At 46.6% G+C, this 19162-nt stretch carries 17 protein-coding genes; 6 read left to right on the forward strand and 11 right to left on the reverse strand.

What is annotated here, in order from left to right:
- From GV64_RS24525 to GV64_RS23065, 8 genes are all read right to left on the reverse strand, one after another.
- Positions 1-490 (reverse strand): PfkB family carbohydrate kinase (locus tag GV64_RS24525; protein ID WP_236632984.1); only part of this gene is annotated, 490 nt, incomplete at its 3' end.
- A gap of 19 nt (positions 491-509) precedes the next feature.
- Complete coding sequence (locus GV64_RS23035; protein ID WP_033403020.1) at positions 510-1991, reverse strand: mannitol dehydrogenase family protein; 1482 nt, start codon at positions 1989-1991, stop codon at positions 510-512.
- A gap of 73 nt (positions 1992-2064) precedes the next feature.
- Positions 2065-2871 carry an IclR family transcriptional regulator gene (locus GV64_RS23040; RefSeq protein ID WP_020582484.1) on the reverse strand — a complete coding sequence of 269 codons (807 nt, stop codon included), beginning with the start codon at positions 2869-2871 and terminating at the stop codon, positions 2065-2067.
- A 56-nt stretch (positions 2872-2927) separates the two neighbouring features.
- Positions 2928-3992, reverse strand: coding sequence for a mannonate dehydratase (gene uxuA / locus GV64_RS23045; RefSeq protein ID WP_020582483.1), 1065 nt, complete (start codon positions 3990-3992; stop codon positions 2928-2930).
- 19 nt (positions 3993-4011) lie between these two features.
- A complete protein-coding gene (locus GV64_RS23050) occupies positions 4012-5031 on the reverse strand; it encodes a zinc-binding alcohol dehydrogenase family protein (RefSeq protein WP_020582482.1) in 1020 nt (339 codons plus the stop codon).
- A 24-nt stretch (positions 5032-5055) separates the two neighbouring features.
- Complete coding sequence (locus GV64_RS23055) at positions 5056-6330, reverse strand: TRAP transporter large permease (protein WP_020582481.1); 1275 nt, start codon at positions 6328-6330, stop codon at positions 5056-5058.
- A gap of 83 nt (positions 6331-6413) precedes the next feature.
- The gene (locus GV64_RS23060) at positions 6414-6875 is read right to left on the reverse strand and encodes a TRAP transporter small permease (protein ID WP_020582480.1); all 462 of its coding nucleotides are present in this window, start codon (positions 6873-6875) and stop codon (positions 6414-6416) included.
- A gap of 11 nt (positions 6876-6886) precedes the next feature.
- Positions 6887-7879, reverse strand: coding sequence for a TRAP transporter substrate-binding protein (locus tag GV64_RS23065; protein WP_034844496.1), 993 nt, complete (start codon positions 7877-7879; stop codon positions 6887-6889).
- Positions 7880-8513: 634 nt separating this feature from the next.
- Here GV64_RS23065 and GV64_RS23070 point away from each other — a divergent pair.
- Positions 8514-9593: an endonuclease/exonuclease/phosphatase family protein gene (locus tag GV64_RS23070; protein ID WP_020582478.1), complete on the forward strand. Its 1080-nt coding sequence runs from the start codon at positions 8514-8516 to the stop codon at positions 9591-9593.
- Between the two features lie 121 nt (positions 9594-9714).
- On the opposite strand, the gene GV64_RS23075 is transcribed toward GV64_RS23070, so the two are convergent.
- The 3 genes from GV64_RS23075 to GV64_RS23085 all read right to left on the reverse strand — a co-directional run bounded on the left by GV64_RS23075 (position 9715) and on the right by GV64_RS23085 (position 15052).
- Positions 9715-11910, reverse strand: a complete 2196-nt coding sequence (locus GV64_RS23075; RefSeq protein WP_082210312.1) for a TonB-dependent hemoglobin/transferrin/lactoferrin family receptor — start codon at positions 11908-11910, stop codon at positions 9715-9717.
- A 332-nt stretch (positions 11911-12242) separates the two neighbouring features.
- Complete coding sequence (locus GV64_RS23080; RefSeq protein ID WP_081622118.1) at positions 12243-14324, reverse strand: TonB-dependent hemoglobin/transferrin/lactoferrin family receptor; 2082 nt, start codon at positions 14322-14324, stop codon at positions 12243-12245.
- Between the two features lie 320 nt (positions 14325-14644).
- Positions 14645-15052 (reverse strand): thiol-disulfide oxidoreductase DCC family protein, encoded by a 408-nt coding sequence (locus tag GV64_RS23085; protein ID WP_051087810.1) that lies wholly within the window; start codon positions 15050-15052, stop codon positions 14645-14647.
- Positions 15053-15283: 231 nt separating this feature from the next.
- On the opposite strand from GV64_RS23085, the gene GV64_RS23090 reads away from it, so the two are divergent.
- Genes GV64_RS23090 through GV64_RS23110 form a run of 5 tightly spaced genes read left to right on the forward strand, consistent with a single transcriptional unit; the run spans position 15284 to position 19162 of the window.
- Complete coding sequence (locus GV64_RS23090) at positions 15284-15982, forward strand: energy transducer TonB (protein ID WP_020582474.1); 699 nt, start codon at positions 15284-15286, stop codon at positions 15980-15982.
- A 34-nt stretch (positions 15983-16016) separates the two neighbouring features.
- Positions 16017-16775: a MotA/TolQ/ExbB proton channel family protein gene (locus tag GV64_RS23095; protein ID WP_020582473.1), complete on the forward strand. Its 759-nt coding sequence runs from the start codon at positions 16017-16019 to the stop codon at positions 16773-16775.
- Positions 16772-17212 carry an ExbD/TolR family protein gene (locus tag GV64_RS23100; RefSeq protein ID WP_020582472.1) on the forward strand — a complete coding sequence of 147 codons (441 nt, stop codon included), beginning with the start codon at positions 16772-16774 and terminating at the stop codon, positions 17210-17212. The genes GV64_RS23095 and GV64_RS23100 overlap by 4 nt, the downstream gene beginning before the upstream one ends.
- A complete protein-coding gene (locus GV64_RS23105; RefSeq protein ID WP_020582471.1) occupies positions 17209-18126 on the forward strand; it encodes a heme/hemin ABC transporter substrate-binding protein in 918 nt (305 codons plus the stop codon). The genes GV64_RS23100 and GV64_RS23105 overlap by 4 nt, the downstream gene beginning before the upstream one ends.
- A complete protein-coding gene (locus tag GV64_RS23110) occupies positions 18116-19162 on the forward strand; it encodes a FecCD family ABC transporter permease (protein ID WP_020582470.1) in 1047 nt (348 codons plus the stop codon). Before GV64_RS23105 ends, GV64_RS23110 begins: the two co-directional genes overlap by 11 nt.

A 19162-nucleotide genomic window follows, 5' to 3' on the forward strand; every position in this document is an offset into this window, starting at 1 on the left:
CACGAGCGCGAATCAGAACCTGCTTGAGCAGTGAGCGACTATGATCATCCAGAATCGCCAGGCTGATGCCGGAAAGATAATAAAGGTCAAAGGACTCGGCCAGCTCTGCAACCTGATGCTCTTCCAGACCATGACTGAACAGTGCCCTGGCGGCAGAGTCATTGCGCCAGTAGCTGAAGCTGCGTTCACCGTACTGATCCAGCTCGATCGCATAAAGGCCAGGCAGCTTATCGGCCAGCCGTACCACCCACTGACGATTGATATTCTCACTGTGGAAAAAATCAATCATCCGGTCACTGAAATGATCGGTGCCAACAGCAGTAATAAAACTGACCTCTATTGTCCTGCTGCCCATTCGTGCAATGTAAATCGCAGTATTCAAAGAGTCCCCGGCAAAAGCCTGTTTAAGCAGGCCATTTTCTGCAGGGGAAAGTTCGACCATCGACTCTCCAATACAGGCGATACGGCAAGTCGTTTGCTGACTGTCCACAATCAATACTCTTCAACAGTTAAGCAACAGGAAGCGCAGCAACACAGGCTTTTGCCCCTTTATCCATAAGCGCTCGATAGGCATGAACAACCTCCCCGACAAACGCCTCATCAGCAACCAGCTCTAGATCAAAGATCGCTTTAACCGACAAAAGGTTCTTCACTGTTTTTTCAGCATCACTGTCTCTATTGGCAATGTCATAAAGCTCCTGCGCCATCGGGTCTCGAACATCAATGGTATTATTCTGCTCATCTCTGCCACCGACATAACGCATCCAGGAAGCCAGCCCGAGCGTGGTACAAATATTCGCTTTCTGTTCTTTGCGCAGACAGACAAGCCCATTCAACCAGCGCTGGGGAATCTTCTGTGAACCATCCATGGCGATCTGCCAGGTACGATGTTGCAGTCCAGGGTTCAAAAAGCGCTTTAGAAGGAGATCAGCATAGCTCTGAACATCTGTACCTTCTGGCATTGATAGAGTCGGAGCGGCTTCATTCAACATGTAATGAGCAATCATTCGGTAATAATCAGGATCAGACATGGCCTCGCTGACGGTGGTGTAATTGCCAAGGTAACCTGAATAAGCCAGAATGGAGTGACTGCCATTGAGCATTCGCAGCTTCATATCTTCATAAGGGGCAACGTTTTCAACGAATGTAACCCCCTCAATCTGATCCCACTCCGGGCGTCCCATACTGAACTTGTCTTCAATCACCCACTGACGGAACTCCTCAGTGATAATGGCGCAGCCATCATGGATATTCAGTTTCTTGCTGACATATTCCAGATCCGCTTCCATTACTGCCGGAACGATTCGATCCACCATGGTCGATGGGAAACAAACTTCTGCACGAATCCACTGAGCCAATTCCTTATTGATAGCTTCGGCGAACTGGATAACCGCAGTCTCCACCCGCTTGCCATTGTGGGGCATATTGTCACAGCTCATTACCGTAAAAGGCTGTACCCCCTGCTCCCGGCGAGATTTAAGTGCAGATACAATCAATCCCATTGCTGACCTGGGATTATCCAGATTTTTAAGGTCATGAATGATTAAAGGGTTATCAACCATTAATGAGCCATCAGCTGGATTGAGCAGGTAACCTTTTTCAGTAATGGTCAGAGACACAATGCGAGTTGAGGGCTCAACCATCAGTTCTAACAGTGGTTTTCTGTCCTCTTCTGCCCAGAGCTGGTCAAGAGCACACTGAACTAGCTTGGTGACTTCACTGCCATCTGCTCTTTTTTCAGTAACCGTATAAAGACCATTCTGTTGCTTCATACCATCAACAAGGTCCTGCCCACCAAAAATATTGGCAGAGACAATCCCCCAGGACATATCACCGGTTTTATCGATGGTTTCGTCGGTATAAAGCGCCTGATGAGCCCGGTGAAATGCACCAAGACCAATATGAACAATTCCCGTCGTTAGCGCCTTGCGATTAAACTGGCCTTTATAAACAGAACTACCCAGTTCAACATTTTCACCTAGCTGGATCATGATTAACTCCACGTTGCTGTCCCGCGATACATCGGGAACAAAGCTGCAACAGCAGCTCATCAGCTTATAATACTTACCATTCAATCTGGGCTTTTGGCGGTGTGTTACCCAGCTCTTTAGAAATCTGTGCAGCTATCAACTTCATTTCATCAAGCAGTTCCTGATCCCTGTCGGATGTATGACGAAAGATAGGAATTGAAACGCTCATAGCCGCAACAATCTGATTCAAATGATTCCTTACCGGCACAGACATGCAACGCACACCATCCTCGTTTTCTTCATTGTCTATGCCAAACCCCTGCTGCCTGGTCTTCTCCAGGGCTTTCAAATAGTCAGGGTATTCAAGAATCGTTTTATCGGTGAACGCCTGATAGGGTCCTTCCCCCAGTATTTCCAGTACTTTTTCTTCACTGTGATGCATGAGCATGACCTTGCCCATGGCGGTACTGTGAACAGGTGCAACCTGCCCAACCCGCGTAAACATTTGTAGATTATGTCTGGCGTTTATTTTATGGAGATAAACAACCTGATTGCCTTCCTGGACACCTAAATGGACAGTTTCACGACAAAAATCTGCTAATTTCTGCATCCAGGGATCAGCAATACGAGGGAGATCCACTTTTTCCAGAGCAAGAGATCCCAGGGAAAAAAGCTTCATGCTCAACTTATATTGATCATCCTGCTGCTTTTTAACGATGCCTATTTCCTGCAGGGTCTGCAGCATGCGAAAAACCATGGTTTTACTCATGCCTGTCGCCAGCGCCAGTTCTGTTACTCCTGAAGATGGCTTATCAGCCAATCTCTCAATCAGAGAGAAAGCTCGATAGATGCCAATAATAGGCTTCGAACTTTCCAGAGAATCCTTGTTTTGAGCTGACACGTCATCACTCCATTCTGGAATTAGCCGAGCCCGTTACCTGGCTCGGCCCGGGTCTTTTACTTCAGTCGCTGCAGGCTGTCCCAAACACCCCAGATATACATAATCCCCAGAGCCCGGTCATAAAGCCCGTAACCCGGACGGCAGCTCTCATTCCAGATATGACGACCATGGTCTGGACGAACATAACCTTTATAGTCATTCTCGTGCAGTGCTTTCACAACATCATAGATATCGATGTTGCCATCGCAGGTGCGGTGAGAGGTTTCAATGAAATCGCCATTTTCAAAAATTTTGACGTTGCGGATATGCATGAAAGCAATCCGGTCGGCAAATGATCTGACAATATCCGGAAGATCATTCTCGGGGTTTGCCCCCAGAGAACCGGTACACAATGTCAGGCAGTTACTTGGGTTATCCACAAGGTTCAGAAAGCGCTGAAGGTTTTTCTTACCGGTAATGATTCTTGGCAGACCAAAGATTGGCCAGGGTGGATCATCCGGATGAATAGCCATCTTGATATCATGCTGCTGTGCAAATGGCACAATTTCTTCAAGAAAGTACTTCAGGTTTTCCCAGAGCTGCTCCTCGGTCACATCTTTATAGGCTTCAAACAACTCTTCAATCCGAGCCAGACGCTCAGGCTCCCAGCCAGGCATGGTATAACCTTCAGAGCCTTTGGAAACCTTCTTGATCAACGCGACCGGGTCAACATCAACGACTTTGGAACTTTCATAAAACAGAGCCGTTGAGCCGTCTGGCAGTTCTTTAAACAGATCCGTCCGCGTCCAATCAAAGACCGGCATAAAGTTGTAACAGATGACCTTAACACCCGCTTTTGCCAGGTTAACAATCGTCTCTTTATAGTTGGTAATGTACTGTTCTCTACTGGGCAATCCCAGTTTGATGTCCTCATGGACATTCACACTTTCAACAACATCGATATTGAAACCTTTCGCTTCAATCTCTTCTTTAACCGCCATGATTCTATCCAGCGGCCAAACTTCTCCCGCTGGCATATCGTGTAGAGCCCAGACAATCCCATCGCAACCGGGAATCTGCCTGATATCGGATAATGCTACGCTGTCATTGCCGGTACCGTACCAGCGAAATGTCATCTTCATTGTTCTTTCTCTGTTCCAATCAGTCGAATTTCAGGACAATTTTGCAAACGTCCTGCGGCCTGTTATCAATTAGATCCAGAGCCGTATTAACTTCGTCGTAAGGTAAAATGTGTGAAATCAGTTTTTCCGGATTGAGAGCCCGTCGATTAAACAGCTCAACAACCTCCTTGAATTTATACGTCTGATGACGTGAGCCTCTAACATCCAGTTCTTTCAGGGTGATATTCAACTGGGCAATACGGGAGACATCCTGGGTAAAGCCAAGACACATCACCCGCCCGGCAACAGATGTAATCTCTACGGCCTGTTCAAAAGTTTTCGGCAGGCAGACAGCATCAATGGTGACATTGGATCCCATCCCCCCCGTAATTTCTCTGACAGCTTCCAGCACGTCGCACTCACTGGGATTCAGTAAGTAATCAGCGCCCAGCTCTTCAGCGATTTTCAGACGCTGTTCGTTATAATCAGAAACAATACAGCGACCGCCTTTCAGCTTGGCCATTTCCAGCACACAAAGGCCGATAGGACCTGCTCCCATGATGAAAACAAAGTCATCCTTTCGTATATCTGCACGCCAGGTGATTTGAGCTGCAATGGTATAGGGCTCAATCATCGCCGCAGTGGTGTAATCCAGACTGCTATCAAACCGGTATACCGCTTTTGCCGGTGCAACAAAGTATTCCTGGAAACCACCATCAACATGACAGCCTCGCACTTTCAATTCCGCACAGGCATTTGGCCGACCGGACTTACAGCCATAACATTCACCACAGCCAATCATGGGCTCAATGACCACCTTGTCACCGACATCCACATGGCTAACCTCTGAACCGACCGCCAGAACCTCTCCCACCATTTCATGGCCAACAACCCTCGGATAGGTCGCTACCGGTGAAGTCCCATGGTAGATATGAACATCTGAGCCACATATACCTGCAGCCTTGATTTTGACCAACACATCATCGGCGTTCTGAATCTCTGGCTGCTCTCGCTCAACCACAGTCATTACACCGGGCTTTTCCACAAGAAGTGCTTTCATCTGCAATATCACTCTATCTATCAATTAACCGAGCAGCAGGCTTGGCAAAAATAAGGTAATGGCCGGGATATACGTCACCAGCATCAATACGAACAGGCTAACCAGCAGGAAGGGAACACTGGCCTTGATCACCTCAACCATCGGTGTTTTGCCGATACTGGAGGCTACAAACATACAGACACCCACTGGAGGGGTGGTCAGGCCAATGATCAGGTTCAAAACCATGATGATGCCAAAGTGAATTGGGTCCACATCCAGAGGAACAACCACTTTCAACAATACCGGGAACAGGATAACCAGGGCTGCGATGGTCTCCATGAAGGAACCAACGAACAGAAGCAGAAGGTTAATCAGAAGAAGAATAATCAGTTTGTTTGTCGAGATGCTCAGCAGGGCATCTGCGATCATCTGGGGAACCTGCTGACTGGTTAGAATCCAGGCAAACACATTGGCAAAACCGACCAGAAGCATAATTGCAGCGGTTGCAACAATTGAGTCCAGCAAGATAGAAGGCAGTGCTCTTACGCTAAGCTCACGGTAGATGAACATGCCAACACAGATGGCATACAGTACCGCCACAATAGAGGCTTCGGTCGGTGTGAATATTCCCCCCAATATGCCAAACAGAATGATCACCGTCAGCATGATGGCCCAGAAGGCTTCCTTAAACGTCGCACAACGTTCTCTTAATGTGGATTTCTGGCCTTTTGGGTGATTGTTTTTTCTTGAAATAAAGTAGGAAACAATCGCCATGCCCAAGCCGAGCAACAGACCAGGTATCGCACCGGCAAGAAACATTTTACTGACGGAAATACCGGTAAGCGTGCCTGCAATAATCATAGGCAGGCTGGGTGGAATAATGGGTCCAATGGTTGAAGAAGCAGCAGTGACTGCACAGGAAAAAGGAGCGTCATACCCTTCTTTCTTCATCGCCGGAATCATAATGCCGCCAATACTGGCAGTATCAGCAAGAGCGGTTCCTGAAATACCGGCAAACACCATGGAAGAGCCAATATTGGCAAGTCCAAGTCCACCTCGGATGTGACCCACCAGAGAGTTACAGAATTTAATGATTCGATGGGTAATACCTCCACCATTCATCAAATTACCGGCAAGAACAAAGCCTGGGATACAGAGCAACGTAAATGAATCAATACCGGCATACATTTTTTGTGGAATAACCACAAGCGGAATATCACTGAGCAGCAGATAGATCATGGAGGCACCGCCCAGTGAAAAAGCCACGGGAACCCCAAGAAAAAGCAGTGCAAAAAAAACAACGAATAATATGACCGTCATATTACATATCCATATCAGGTCTTTTCTAAAGATTGGCTGTTTGATTTAAACAGCCAGTACAGATTCGAAAAATTAAAAAATAATTATTTCTGTTTTCTTGATAAGAATTGACTCAAGGAAAACCAGGTTAAGAAGACTGCGGAAAACGCAATACTGCCATAAGGTAATATCATTGTTATCTGCATTGCCGGCGATGTTTGAATCGTTCCCAGTTCTGCAAAGGTTATTCCGTGGTAACAGATAACAGCAAAGAAAATCACCAGCAGTATATAAATACTTTTATCAAGAATAGCGCTGGTTTTTTCTGAGAACTTCTTAACAAGAATATCAACACTGACATATTCATTTCTTAATAAAGCCAGTGGGGCACCAAAAGCAACACAGTAGATAAATAAAAATCGCGATGCCTCTTCTGTCCATGATGGCGATATTGGAAGAACAAAACGAGCCAATACCTGTAGTAATACGATTAAGATGAGAGCAGTAAAAGATATTACTGCTCCAGCTCCTAATACCTTGAATAATATTTTATCAACTGCTCTCATCTTTACAGGCCTCAGTTTGTCGCAATGATTCGCGTATAGATATCAAACTGGTCATCCGTCAGAATATCTTCCATAGATTCACTGACGATCTTCTGCAGGCCAGCCTTATCAATAGGCCTTATTTCCATTCCTCGATCAACCAAATCCTGCCTTGCTTTTTTGATGAACTCACCAAACTCAGATTTGGCATACGCTTCTGATTCAGCTGCAGCCTCCTTAACCACTGTCTGAAGCTCTTCAGGCAATTTATTCAACTGCTTTTCACCTGCTACAGCGTAAATCCATTGAATAACGTGTTCTGATTCATAGGCGTATTTCTGCACTTCATAAAAGCCGAGGCTGCTGATCAGATCATACGGGTTTTCCTGACCCTGAATGGTGTTTTGCTGCAATGAAGTAAAGACTTCCTGAAGAGCCATTGGCGTAGGTTTTGCACCGATGACTTCCCAGGTTTTTACAAACATGGGAACGTCAGGTACACGCAATACAAGACCATTCAAATCGTTGATGCTGTTTATATCTTTATTCGTGGTCAGGTTTCTTGGTGCACGTTCATGATAATACAATGGAACAAGGCCCACTTTATCAGTAATGTTTTGCTCAATTTCCCGACCAATAGATCCATCCAAAACCTTATTCATATGATCTAAATCACGAAACGCATAAGGTGCTGCCATCATCGCCGCTTTTGGTGCCCAGTTCTGCATGGTTTCACCCGCGAGAACAATATCCAGAGTTCCAAGGCGGACAGAATTAATCATGTCGGTTTCTGAGCCCAGCTGTCCGTTAGGAAAAACTTCAACTTTCATTTTTCCATTGGACTTTTCTTCAACCAGGCTGGCAAATTTTAATGAGGTTTCATGCCAGATATGATCTGTATTGGCATTATGACCAAGCTTCCATGTAACAGTGTCGTCTTTCTTGCCAAAGAAGGCATCAGCAGGTGTCGATATAACCGCTGTTAATGCCATCGTAGTTGATAAAGCGGCAACAAGCTTTTTCATTTCGTTATGCCTTTTTTAAAAATAATGTGCATGAAACTGAGGAGTGGCTATTTTCCGAGCAACTTTTAAATGACATCACCTCATTAATGGTGGAAGGATAATGCAACACACATGAAACAGTTTTTTTGATTTTTGTCATATTTGTGCAACTAATGTGAAACAGCGGTTCACTTTTTTAGAAACAACAGTAAAAACAGTGCAAATTTAATACAATTACTCAAACATGAACACAAAACAAACAAACCTATAGAAATTGAATTAATAATAACCAATTTAACGTTATTAACGACTAATGAGGCTATTAAATAAGCTGTTTAAAATAACAACAATTAACACTCTAATATTTCTAGTAACCTTCCCCCCAATAATAAGAAGCTAGAAATAGTCAGCTCCATATATCAGTTACTTAGCATTAAAAAATCTCATAATTCCTGGGAACTGTTAAAGTTTCTTACCCAAGTTATTGATGGGTTTGCCTTCCTGATCAGCATCATCGGCTGCGCCATTGGTTTACTCGTTCACTGTTCTTATCTGCATATTCTTACTTTCCCCTTGAACCAACACGGCAATGTCCTGAATAATAAAAACTGAATATTTTTCATATTTATAAACCTAAGGGAGTAGGAGAAGAAAGATGAAAGGCGGCACGCTATGTAACTTTGTGATGACAGTGATGCTTCTGTTTCCACTACCTCTAAAAGCTCAGGAAGGGAACCAGCCGGTGAAACAGTTAACGGTCCTGCAGTTCAACATCTGGCAGGAAGGCACTGAAGTTAAGGGCGGATATGACGCCATCATTAATGAGATCGTGCGATCTGATGCAGACCTGATCGCATTGAGTGAAGTGCGCAATTACTGGTTCCGAAACCTTCACACCCGACTAGTTAACTCACTGAAGGAAAAAGGCTACCAATATTACGGTGAAAAGAGTGAGGACACAGGCTTACTGTCCCGCTATCCGATCATTGAACAGACCGCCCTGTACCCTGTGAGCTTTAACCACGGCTCCATTACCAAAGCAAAAATAAAAGTCGGTAATCGTACAGTAGCGTTTTACTCTGCTCACCTGGATTGGAAAAACTGCAGCCTATATCTTCCACGGGGCTATAACAGCAGTAACTGGCGGCAACTGGATGCCCCCGTTTTGAATATCGATGACATTCTCAAGGACAATAAAAAATCCAAGCGGGACGAAGCGATACAGGCTTTTATCACTGACGCCAATAAAGAAAGGAGCGAAGGTAACCTGGTCATACTCGGCGGTGACTTTAATGAGCCCTCTCATCTGGACTGGGTGCCCAGTACTCGAAACCTTTACGATCATCAGGGGCTGGTTATTCAATGGCCAACAACCCTCAGTCTTGAAGCGGCTGGTTTTCAGGACGCCTATCGAGAACAATACCCTGATCCGGTTTCTCACCCTGGTTTTACTTTTCCATCGGACAATCCCGCCGTGAAAGTCAGCAAGCTGGCCTGGGCGCCAAAAGCGGATGAGCGGGATCGCATTGACTTTATTTTCTATGACCCGTCACAAAACCTGTCACTGAAAGATATTGTCATTATTGGACCCAGCAGCTCCATTTTGAGAAATCAGCGCGTAGAGGAAATGAGTGATGATCCTTTCGTAGCTCCCGTTAATATCTGGCCTACGGATCATAAAGCGCTGTTAGCGACATTTTCGATGCCAGAGGATATAACAGCGGACAAGCCTTAAAAGACAGTCATACGATAACTATGGTTTGAAATGCTCCAGTTAATCAGGCAGGCATTAAAAACCCCACTCGAAGGTGGGGTTTTTGGGTTAGCCTCAGATATTAAGGCCGAACGTAATCGGTTTAGAAGTCATAACTCAGGCTAACACCCCAATTACGGCCAGGCTGAGTTCTACGATCAATGCCCTGATCATCTGCAGGAATACCGGTTATATCCTGGTATAGCCAGTACTTCTTATCAAAGGCATTGAACAGCCCACCGCGAACCATCATGTTTTCCATTGGCTCATAGTACGCTGTCATATCTACGACGGTGTAGCTAGGCGCATCCATATTGTCTTTATTTTCTTCAGACCAGTCGCCACCGGTTTTACCAGCTACGTGAGTTACATCCAGAGCACCACCCCACTTTTCACTGGGTGCATCATAACCAAGGCCGACAATCGTTGTCAGAGGTGCTACTGTGTCCAGACTGCCTCCCGTATCCTTATTCTCACCATTTGCATAAGCAATGGAAAGGCGTGAGTACATGCCCACAGGTGCATTGAACGCTTCATCCAGATAAAGCATACCGGTAAATTCTGCACCATAGATTTCAGCATTACCTACGTTTACTTTGGTTACCGTACCATCAGGGTATGCTGGATCGCTGGTATCTGTTCTTTCTTCAATGAAGTTGGTGTAGTCATTGTAGAAACCGGCCAGTTCAAGGCTACCAAACTGGTTTTCTGCACGAATACCCAACTCATAAGAGTTGCTCTCTTCCGCCTTCAAATCAGGATTAGGCAGCAACTCGTAACTGCCTCCTGTATATGAGTAATACAGGTCCTGTAACGTTGGCGCCTTGAAGCCTTGGCTGAACTGGGCATAAGTACTGAAACCCGGAGTCCAGTGATAAACACCGCCCAGCTTTGCAGTCACTGCATCATTCTTGCTCTCAGAGTAATCGCTATCACCACCAGGTGTAGCCTTGAACGCGTCGTAACGCAGCCCACCCGTAATCACAAGCGCATCATCCATCAGGAACATCTGGTCCTGAGCATAGAAACCCCACTTGGTGGAATCTGCTTCCGGAATTTCCGGAGTCTTTGGCGTCGACTCACCGGTATCCAGATTGGTGTCGGTGTAATTCAGAGAGAAACTGTCTTTAGAGCCTGATACACCATACGTCAGTTGATGCATTGAAGAACCAAAGATTAACTCTTTGCCAAACTGGGCATCAAACTGATAGCTATCATCCTTACCGGTACGGTTACGATTACGGTTACCCTTGGCATCGGTATGATCCTGAGTATCATGGTTACTCTTCACTTCCTGCCAGTTCAACTGCCAGTTCAAAGTATCAAACATCTGATTGCCAGCTAGCCACTCATGCTCAATACCCACACGTTTACGGCTATCTTCATCAAACGCATGGTTATTGGTGTATGTGTAGCCTGGCATCATTGTATGGCCTTCATTACTCAATATGCGGCCTTCACCATCCCGCTTGAATAATTCACCAGTAACACCGATGCGATGGTCATCATTGACCTGATAGAACAGTTTTCCAAGAACATTGTTCTGCGAATAATTATAGGGGTTTGCCTGACCTCGATCCCTTCCCCAGATATCAGCACCATCACCGTGAGTTGCTGTTTCTTTGCCATCGGTGTGGGTATAAATAAGCAGTGACTCCCAGTCACCGGAACGGTTTGCAAGCGTCAGGGTTTGCTTGAAGCTCTCATCCGCACTGTTATAGCCGGTTTTAAAGCCAGCGTAGGTATCATCACCAACACCTAAAAGGTCTTCAGGGTTTTTAGTGCGCATAATAACCGCACCACCCAGCGCATCACTGCCATACAGGCTGGACGCCGGGCCTTTGTTGACTTCAATCGCAGCCAGCGTATCCATCTCAAACATATTCTGGCTGAACTTCATAACGTCCGCTTTAACACCAAGCCCAGTATCATAGGAGACTGGCTGCTCAACGCCATCTACCATTACCTTAACCCGGCTCTCACTCATGCCGCGAATAGTAAAACCTCCGACACCAAAGCGTCCGGTTCCACCAACACTGACACCTGGTACATACTTCACAGCATCTTGAATATCGGTAACCAGGTTGGCATCCATCTCTTCAGAAGAAACAGAGGCAACCGAAGAGGATACATCTTCAATGTTCTGCTCTGTTCGTGTTGCGGAGACAACCACTTTATTAAGGACTGTTGCTTTTTCTTTTCCGGGGAGGGCTGTTTCAGCCAGAACAGGAGAGGTTTGGGCAAGAGAAACTGTGGCCGTCATCACAGCCAGCGCCAGCGTATTTTTTGAAAACTTCATTAATTTCAATCTGTACCAGTGTGGGCTTTGACAGCCACCAATATTGCTATTCTGACAGCCGACAATGACCGCCTACTACTTCTGATTCTCATGCCAAAAATAAGCAATGAGAATAAACAATGCTGGCATCATAATTATAAAAACTATCAAATGCAAATCATTATCATTTAGTTTGATATTGGCACAGACCCGCCTGGTATCCCTTCCAGGCCGGCTGGTAATCAGACGAATAGCATATCAAGACTGTCGTTTTATAGGCGTTCCTCCCTGTTTGTTTTCTCTTTTCCAGCACAAACACTTAAGCGAATTCGATACATTTGTCGTGGCAGAGGTTAGAACATATATCGAAGGTTCAGGCGATAGCTGCGACCGGGTTGATACAGTTCCTGCCAGGCAACGCGATAGTATTTATCTGCCGCATTCTTAATCGTGAAATCAGCTTTCAGTCCTTTCAAGCTTCCAGAAGCCGGCTCATAACTCGCATAAAGATCCACCAGGTCATAGCCTTCATACTGGCTAACGGTATTATCTGGATCGACCCTGTTCTGATCATTCACATGCGTATATCGTGTTCCTACTTTTACATCGCCCTGGAAAGCCAGGTAGGCCAGATCAGCTACGATCTTATCCGCTGGAATATTATCCAGTGCCAGACCTGTACTTTTGTCCTTGCCACGGGTCTGGCCATAAGAAAGTCCGGCTTCAACATTTTGGATACGATACTTTCCTGCTATTTCAAAACCTTTAAGCTCAGCATCTTCAACATTGATCCACGTTGTCTTACTGTCGATCAATTGTCCAAACACCAGCTGAGGATCATAGGTAATTTGATTGATAAAATTGTTTACATCATTTTGGAAAAGGCTGGCATTCAGCTTAAGTTCATCACCCCCGAGGATTTCATTAAACTCCATACGGGCAGATAGCTCTTTATTCTTTGCTTCTTCTGGCTTCAAATCCGGGTTTGGCACAAATTCATTTTTGAAGAATGGCCCCATGGAAAAGTGTGTACCTGTTGAAAACATCTCTTCCATGCCTGGTGCACGAAATGCTTCATTATAACTTGCGGTCAGAGTAAGCCATTCATTCGCAGACCAGATAACCCCCACAGAAGGAGACAATGCCTGATCGGTTTGTTTCTTGTTCGTTACATCCGATTCTGACCGATTATCTTCTGAAGAAAAATGGTCATAACGAACGCCAGCCTGCAGTGTCCAGTCCCGGGCAATCGGCATACTTCCCTGGATAAAACTTCCCATGGTTGTAGACTGCCCATCCAGACCTTCAGGCCTGGAGTCTGAAGCACTTCCGGTGGTATCACGAACGGTCGTAATCGTGTTCTGGTAAGCATCCAACCCATAAACCAGCTCAATAGTGTTAACCATGGAAAGGTTAGTTAGAGCCAGGCCATTCGTTTTATAACGCGTATCGTCTTTCTGACCTTGAGAAATACGATCTTCTTTATAACGAGTGTCGTTGTAAAACAGCTGCAACTTACCATCAATTAATTCACTTTCAGGGTCAAACAACCAGGCAGCGGACAGGTTTGAGCTTTTCGAGTCTCTTTCCACCAGTGGCGAAGAGGTACCTTCATTTGCAGCAGGGTTACTCGGAACCAACCCGTTATACAGTAAGTGCTGGGCTTTAAATTCAAAACGACTATCGTTGTTTACATCCCAACCCAGTTTAGCCATACCTCCCTGCTCTCTGGATCCGGAGTTTTCTAAATCCTGGCCATTACCCAGCTCATAGTTTTCACCATCGTTGTAGTAACCATTGAGCAACCAGTCAACATCTCCCTGTATTCCATACACTGCACCACTGGTCAATGAACGACTGTTATTGCTGTGGTAACCCTGAGAAACATAGCCACCCAGACTTTTACCGTCTTCCAAAAGGTCCTGTGCATCCTTTGTGTTCTGAACAACAACACCCCCAATAGCACCGGACCCCCAAAGACTGCTTGATGGGCCTTTAACAACTTCAACCGATTTCAGTAATTCAGGGTCAGTAAAATACGTTCCACGGTGACCATTTGAGAAATTCTGTCGGGCACCATCAACCACCTGAAGAACACGAGTACCGCCAAGGCCACGAATATTGATTCCCTGCGCACTGCCTCTTGGGCCACCAGTCACTGATACATTGGGTAGATATTCCATTAATTCCGGCACTGATGAAGCCTGTTGCTGTTCAATTTCTGCCTGATCAATCACTTCAATACTCTGGACGACATCAGAATGATCTTTTTCCGCCCTGGTTGCAGTAACTGTCACCTGCTTCAATAAAACGGGTTTCGATTGAGCTTTATTTTCCTTCTCTGCCACTTCTTCAGCAAAAACGACCTGAGTAGAAGCAAGAGAAACCGTAGCGGCCATCACCGCCAGAGCCAGCGTGTTTTTCGGGAACATCATTGTCTTTCTGTACCAGTGTTAGTGTTATCAGCAAGCGGGTTACAACCCTGTCTGTTTTTTTATTTTTACGCTTCGGTAATGAGGGTTCCGAAGCAGTAGTGGGCGCCATCATATTGCCTATTTATACTTAATGCAAATCATTATCATTTAGCTTTGTATAAATATTTACAGAACGAAAGGGAAACTACAGTAAAAAAGACTAAGGGTTCAGGGAGTTAGGCTATCGTTTGTCCATCAGGGGGAGTGGATTCACAGGCGCTATAGTTCAGAGGCTTGGAAGTTTGATGGCCAGCATTGATTTTTTACACGACGGATAATTATTACTTTTTACACTCATTTTTACCCAGAAATGGCCCAAGGCGGCGGGATAAACCGTGACGGTTTTTCGCAAACAATGAGTAGCCTATGTCGGCAATACAGGCGACACCCGGCCAGCGCAGAGGGGCAACAAAACAGCCCATACCGACGGCTTCCCAGGCAGCCAGCGTGGCATCAACACCTTTAACTATACGACCATCGGCCAATTTCGCATGAATAAACCGATCCAGCTCTACTACGTCAAATTCCGGATATTTTTCCTGAAAACCATCCTGTCTGATATCAACCAGCTTTAGGAGTCCTTTTCTGTTCTTTTTGGACAGGTGATCAATTTCACGCATGCACAGAGGACACTCCCCATCGTAGAACAACGTAACTGGCAGTGAGATTTCTTCTCTTTTTAGTACCATAACTGTGACCACCGAAATTGAATGATTTCTTAGATGTTTAAGGGTCTTAAATGGACATTTTTTTTGTATTTTTACGGCCCAGATAGTGCTCCAGATCAAATAATCAACGGATATTACTAATTAGCACAAATAATGCGAATTATTATCATTTAGGTTATTGAACACATTTTATGCTTCGAGTAACCTACGCTCCTGTTATTAGGTCGATTAACACTATTACTGTTCCTGGTCATGCCTAAAAAAGCCTTATTCACATTGCTGATCTCCATTGCGACCCACGTGGCCGTCGTGGTTGCGCTGGACCACCAGGAATCTGAGCCCAGAACCATCCACATGGGCTCTATCCAGGCACCGGTATCCCTGAGTTTTTCAACGGTCAGTCAACCTAAACCACCGGTCGAAGAGCCGGTTGTTAAAGAAGAACCCAAGCCTGAGCCTGAACCAAAGGTCGTTCAGAAGCCGATAGAGAAGGCCAAGCCTGTTCTTAAAAAGAAAGAACCCAAACCTGAGCCTGTAAAGAAAAAACCAAAAAAAGTGGTTGAAAAGCCCAAGCCGATTGAGAAGAAACAACCTGAAGTTACTGAGCCTGCAGAGCCAGTAATGGAGAAAACCGTTACGGAAAAGAGCCAGTCCCCAGGACTGAGCAATGAACCCGTGATGGTAACTGAGCCGGAAATACGTGACTGGGTTGAACCTCGTTATCCGAAGCTGGCTCAGCGGAGAAACCAACAGGGTGTGGTGATGCTGGATGTGATTGTCGATGAGCGTGGAAGCCCTATTACTGTCGACATTCTTGAATCATCCGGTTACCCCGTCCTTGATAAAGCAGCGATTGATGCCGTTAAACGCTGGTCATTCAAACCAGAGCAGCGCAATAGCCGATTTGTGAAATCCCGGGTGCATATTCCCGTCGCATTTGAAATCAGTTGAATTTATAGCCGTCAGATATTTAGCAGGTAACGCCATGTTGACAGAACATCTTGCATCATTGGGAATCATGGCCTGGCCATTACTGATCACCTCCTGCCTGGGGCTGGCGATGATTCTTGAGCGGCTGGTGACTTATGCCCTGCTGCCATCCATGAACCGCAAGGGACTGACACAGCTGTTTAATGAAGTACGCCAGTGCTGTGGCTGTGAAAAGCATGCTGAAAGCAAAAACAATCTTTGCCAGAATCTTTGTAAGGGCAAAGGCATTCGTCAGGGCGTCGCTGTCCTCCTGAGCCACAACACCTGCGAAAAAGCAGTACGTGAAGAGGTTGCAGGACTGTGGCTGCTTAAGCAAAAGCGTAGCCTGAATGCCTGGCTGAAGCCGTTGATGCTGATTGGCGTTCTGTCTCCTATGCTGGGCCTACTGGGTACAGTGCTGGGCATGATTGATATGTTTCGGGATATCGCTGCGGTGGCTGGTCCTGTTACTCCGGATATTCTGGCCGCTGGCCTGTGGCAGGCAATGTTTACCACCGCTTTTGGCTTGATGATCGCAATTCCAGCACTGGCTGCGGCCCATGGATTTGGTGTCTGGGCAAATCATTATCTCGCAAAACTGGAGTTTGCCCTGAACCACACCAATTTGTTGCTGGAAGGCTTGACCATGGACGACGACGGACTGGCAACAACACCTGCCGCATCCACAGTGAAAGGCTTCAACGTAAAAAAGGGCAGCGCCAGCTCTAACACTGGCCATCCAGAAATGCTTGATGCCGGAGCAGTAGCGGCATGATTCACATCAACGACATTGATGAAACCAGCGCTTCACTCTCCATGGCGGATCTGACGCCGCTACTGGATGTGGTGTTTATCGTCATGGTGTTTCTGCTGTTCACTGCCAATGTGCAGACGCTGAGCCTGCCGGTGGAACTGCCCCAGGCAACCCAGCAGGAAGTTCCGCTAACCACGGCACCAAAAACACTGACAGTCAGTATCCTGGAAGCCGGTGAGCCCTGGGCTATTGGCGAACAGAAGTATGATCAGTGGGAAGTATTCGCTACATCACTGCTGGAAAAGGTCAAAGAAGCTCCCGACACCACAGTATTGATTGCCGGTGATAAAGACGCCCCTCTGGGCAACCTTGTTAAGCTAATGATGTTTTTGAGCCAGCATAAGATTGAAGCTGCGCAAGTGTTGATGGAACAAGAAAATGGAAAAGGCGACTCATGAAAAAAACGTTTAAACCACTGTTTCTATCCAGCGTTATGGCTTTTGCTGCAGCCATGGGTGCCAACACTGCACTGGCTCATAATTCACACGATAATCAGCGTATTGTTTCTGCCGGTAACGGGGTTACCGAGATCATCTACGCACTGGGCGCCGGTGACCAGGTAATCGCTGTTGACCAGACCAGCACCTGGCCAACGCAAGTCAACCAACTGCCAAGGCTCGGCTATCATAAACAGCTGTCTGCTGAGGGTATTCTGGCACTTGAACCTACCATGCTGATTGGTACGGAGGACATGGGACCACCTTCAACTCTGGCTCAACTGGAAAGCGCTGGTGTTGAGGTGGAAGCCCTGCCCCTGAAGCATACCGCTGAAAGCATTGAAAACCAGATCAAATCGCTTGCCGATATTCTTGGAAAAGAAGAACAAGGCAATGCACTCTGGGAAGATATTGAAGACTCTCTGGACGAAGCAAAAGCACTGGCCGCCTCTTATGAAGAAAAGCATGAGAAGAAAGTACCGGTTCTTTTTGTTCTAGCCATGGGCGGACGCTCTCCAACCATCGCAGGCACAGGTACTGCTGCTAATGCCATGATTGGCCTGGCAGGCGGGTACAACCCTGCGGCAGAACAGTTTAAAGGGTATAAGGCGCTTTCCAATGAAGCCATGCTGTTGCTGGCACCCGAGGTTATCATTTTCCCTGGGTCCACCAGTAACCCGGATATGACACCGGAAACACTGCTGGAGCAGATGCCTATCCTGAAGCAGACGCCTGCGGGTAAAAGCGGCCGGGTGGTTGCCATTGATGGTAATATGCTACTGGGCGGTCTCGGCCCAAGAACCGGAGACGTTGCATTGTCGCTGGCAAAATCTTTTTACTTAGACCAAGGTAATCCATCCTCCAATGAGTCGTAATCATCAGGGGGCACTGCTGTTAACCGGGCTGGCAATCCTGCTGCCAGTCATGGTGATTGTGTCCATTGGGGTTGGCGCTGTACCAATTCCTGCAGGCGATATTCTGACCATTCTGTTTGATCGGTTAGGTTTCTCAGACAGCTCGATAAGTAATCAGTCAGCACTGATTATTGAGTCAATTCGCTTACCGCGAACACTGCTGGGTTTAATTGTTGGTGGTGCTCTGGCCGTGGCCGGTGCCTCCATGCAGGGACTGTTCAGAAACCCATTGGCTGATCCCAGTATTATTGGTGTATCCAGTGGTGCTGCTTTGGGTGCGGGGGTTGCCATCGTCCTCGGTGGGTTGTTGTTTGCCGGCGCACCTTCATTAATCCAAAGTTATAGCATTTCAATTCTGGCCTTTGCTGGCGGGGTATTGTCTACCTGGCTGGTTTATAAAGTGGGCACCACTGGAAATGGAACCTCTGTGGCCACCATGTTACTGGCCGGTGTTGCTATCAACGCTCTGGCCGGTGCTGGTATGGGGATGTTGAACTACGTGGCCGATGACACCATGCTGCGTAACCTGACCTTCTGGCAGATGGGTAGCCTCGGTGGAGCCACCTGGGATCTGGTCATCATCTGTGCCACACTTCTGGTCCCTGTCATCCTGATCCTTGGTCGTTACGGGCTGGTTCTAAACGCCCTGCTACTGGGTGAGTCTGAAGCTCGCCATCTGGGTATCGATGTACAAAAAGTTAAGCTGAAGCTGATTTTCCTGACTGCGCTGGCAGTGGGTGTATCTGTTTCTGTCAGTGGTGTTATTGGCTTTGTTGGACTGGTGGTCCCCCACCTTATTCGATTAGCCGTTGGTCCTGACCACCGTATTCTTCTGCCAGCATCCGCCATGCTGGGTGGGATTCTATTACTGGCAGCAGACATGATTTCCAGAACCATTGTCGCCCCTGCAGAACTTCCTATTGGTATTGTCACTGCTCTGATGGGAGCCCCTTTCTTCCTGTCACTGTTGTGGCAGCAGCGTAAAAGGATTGTCTGA

This window comes from Endozoicomonas elysicola, from assembly GCF_000710775.1.
Lineage (GTDB): Bacteria > Pseudomonadota > Gammaproteobacteria > Pseudomonadales > Endozoicomonadaceae > Endozoicomonas > Endozoicomonas elysicola.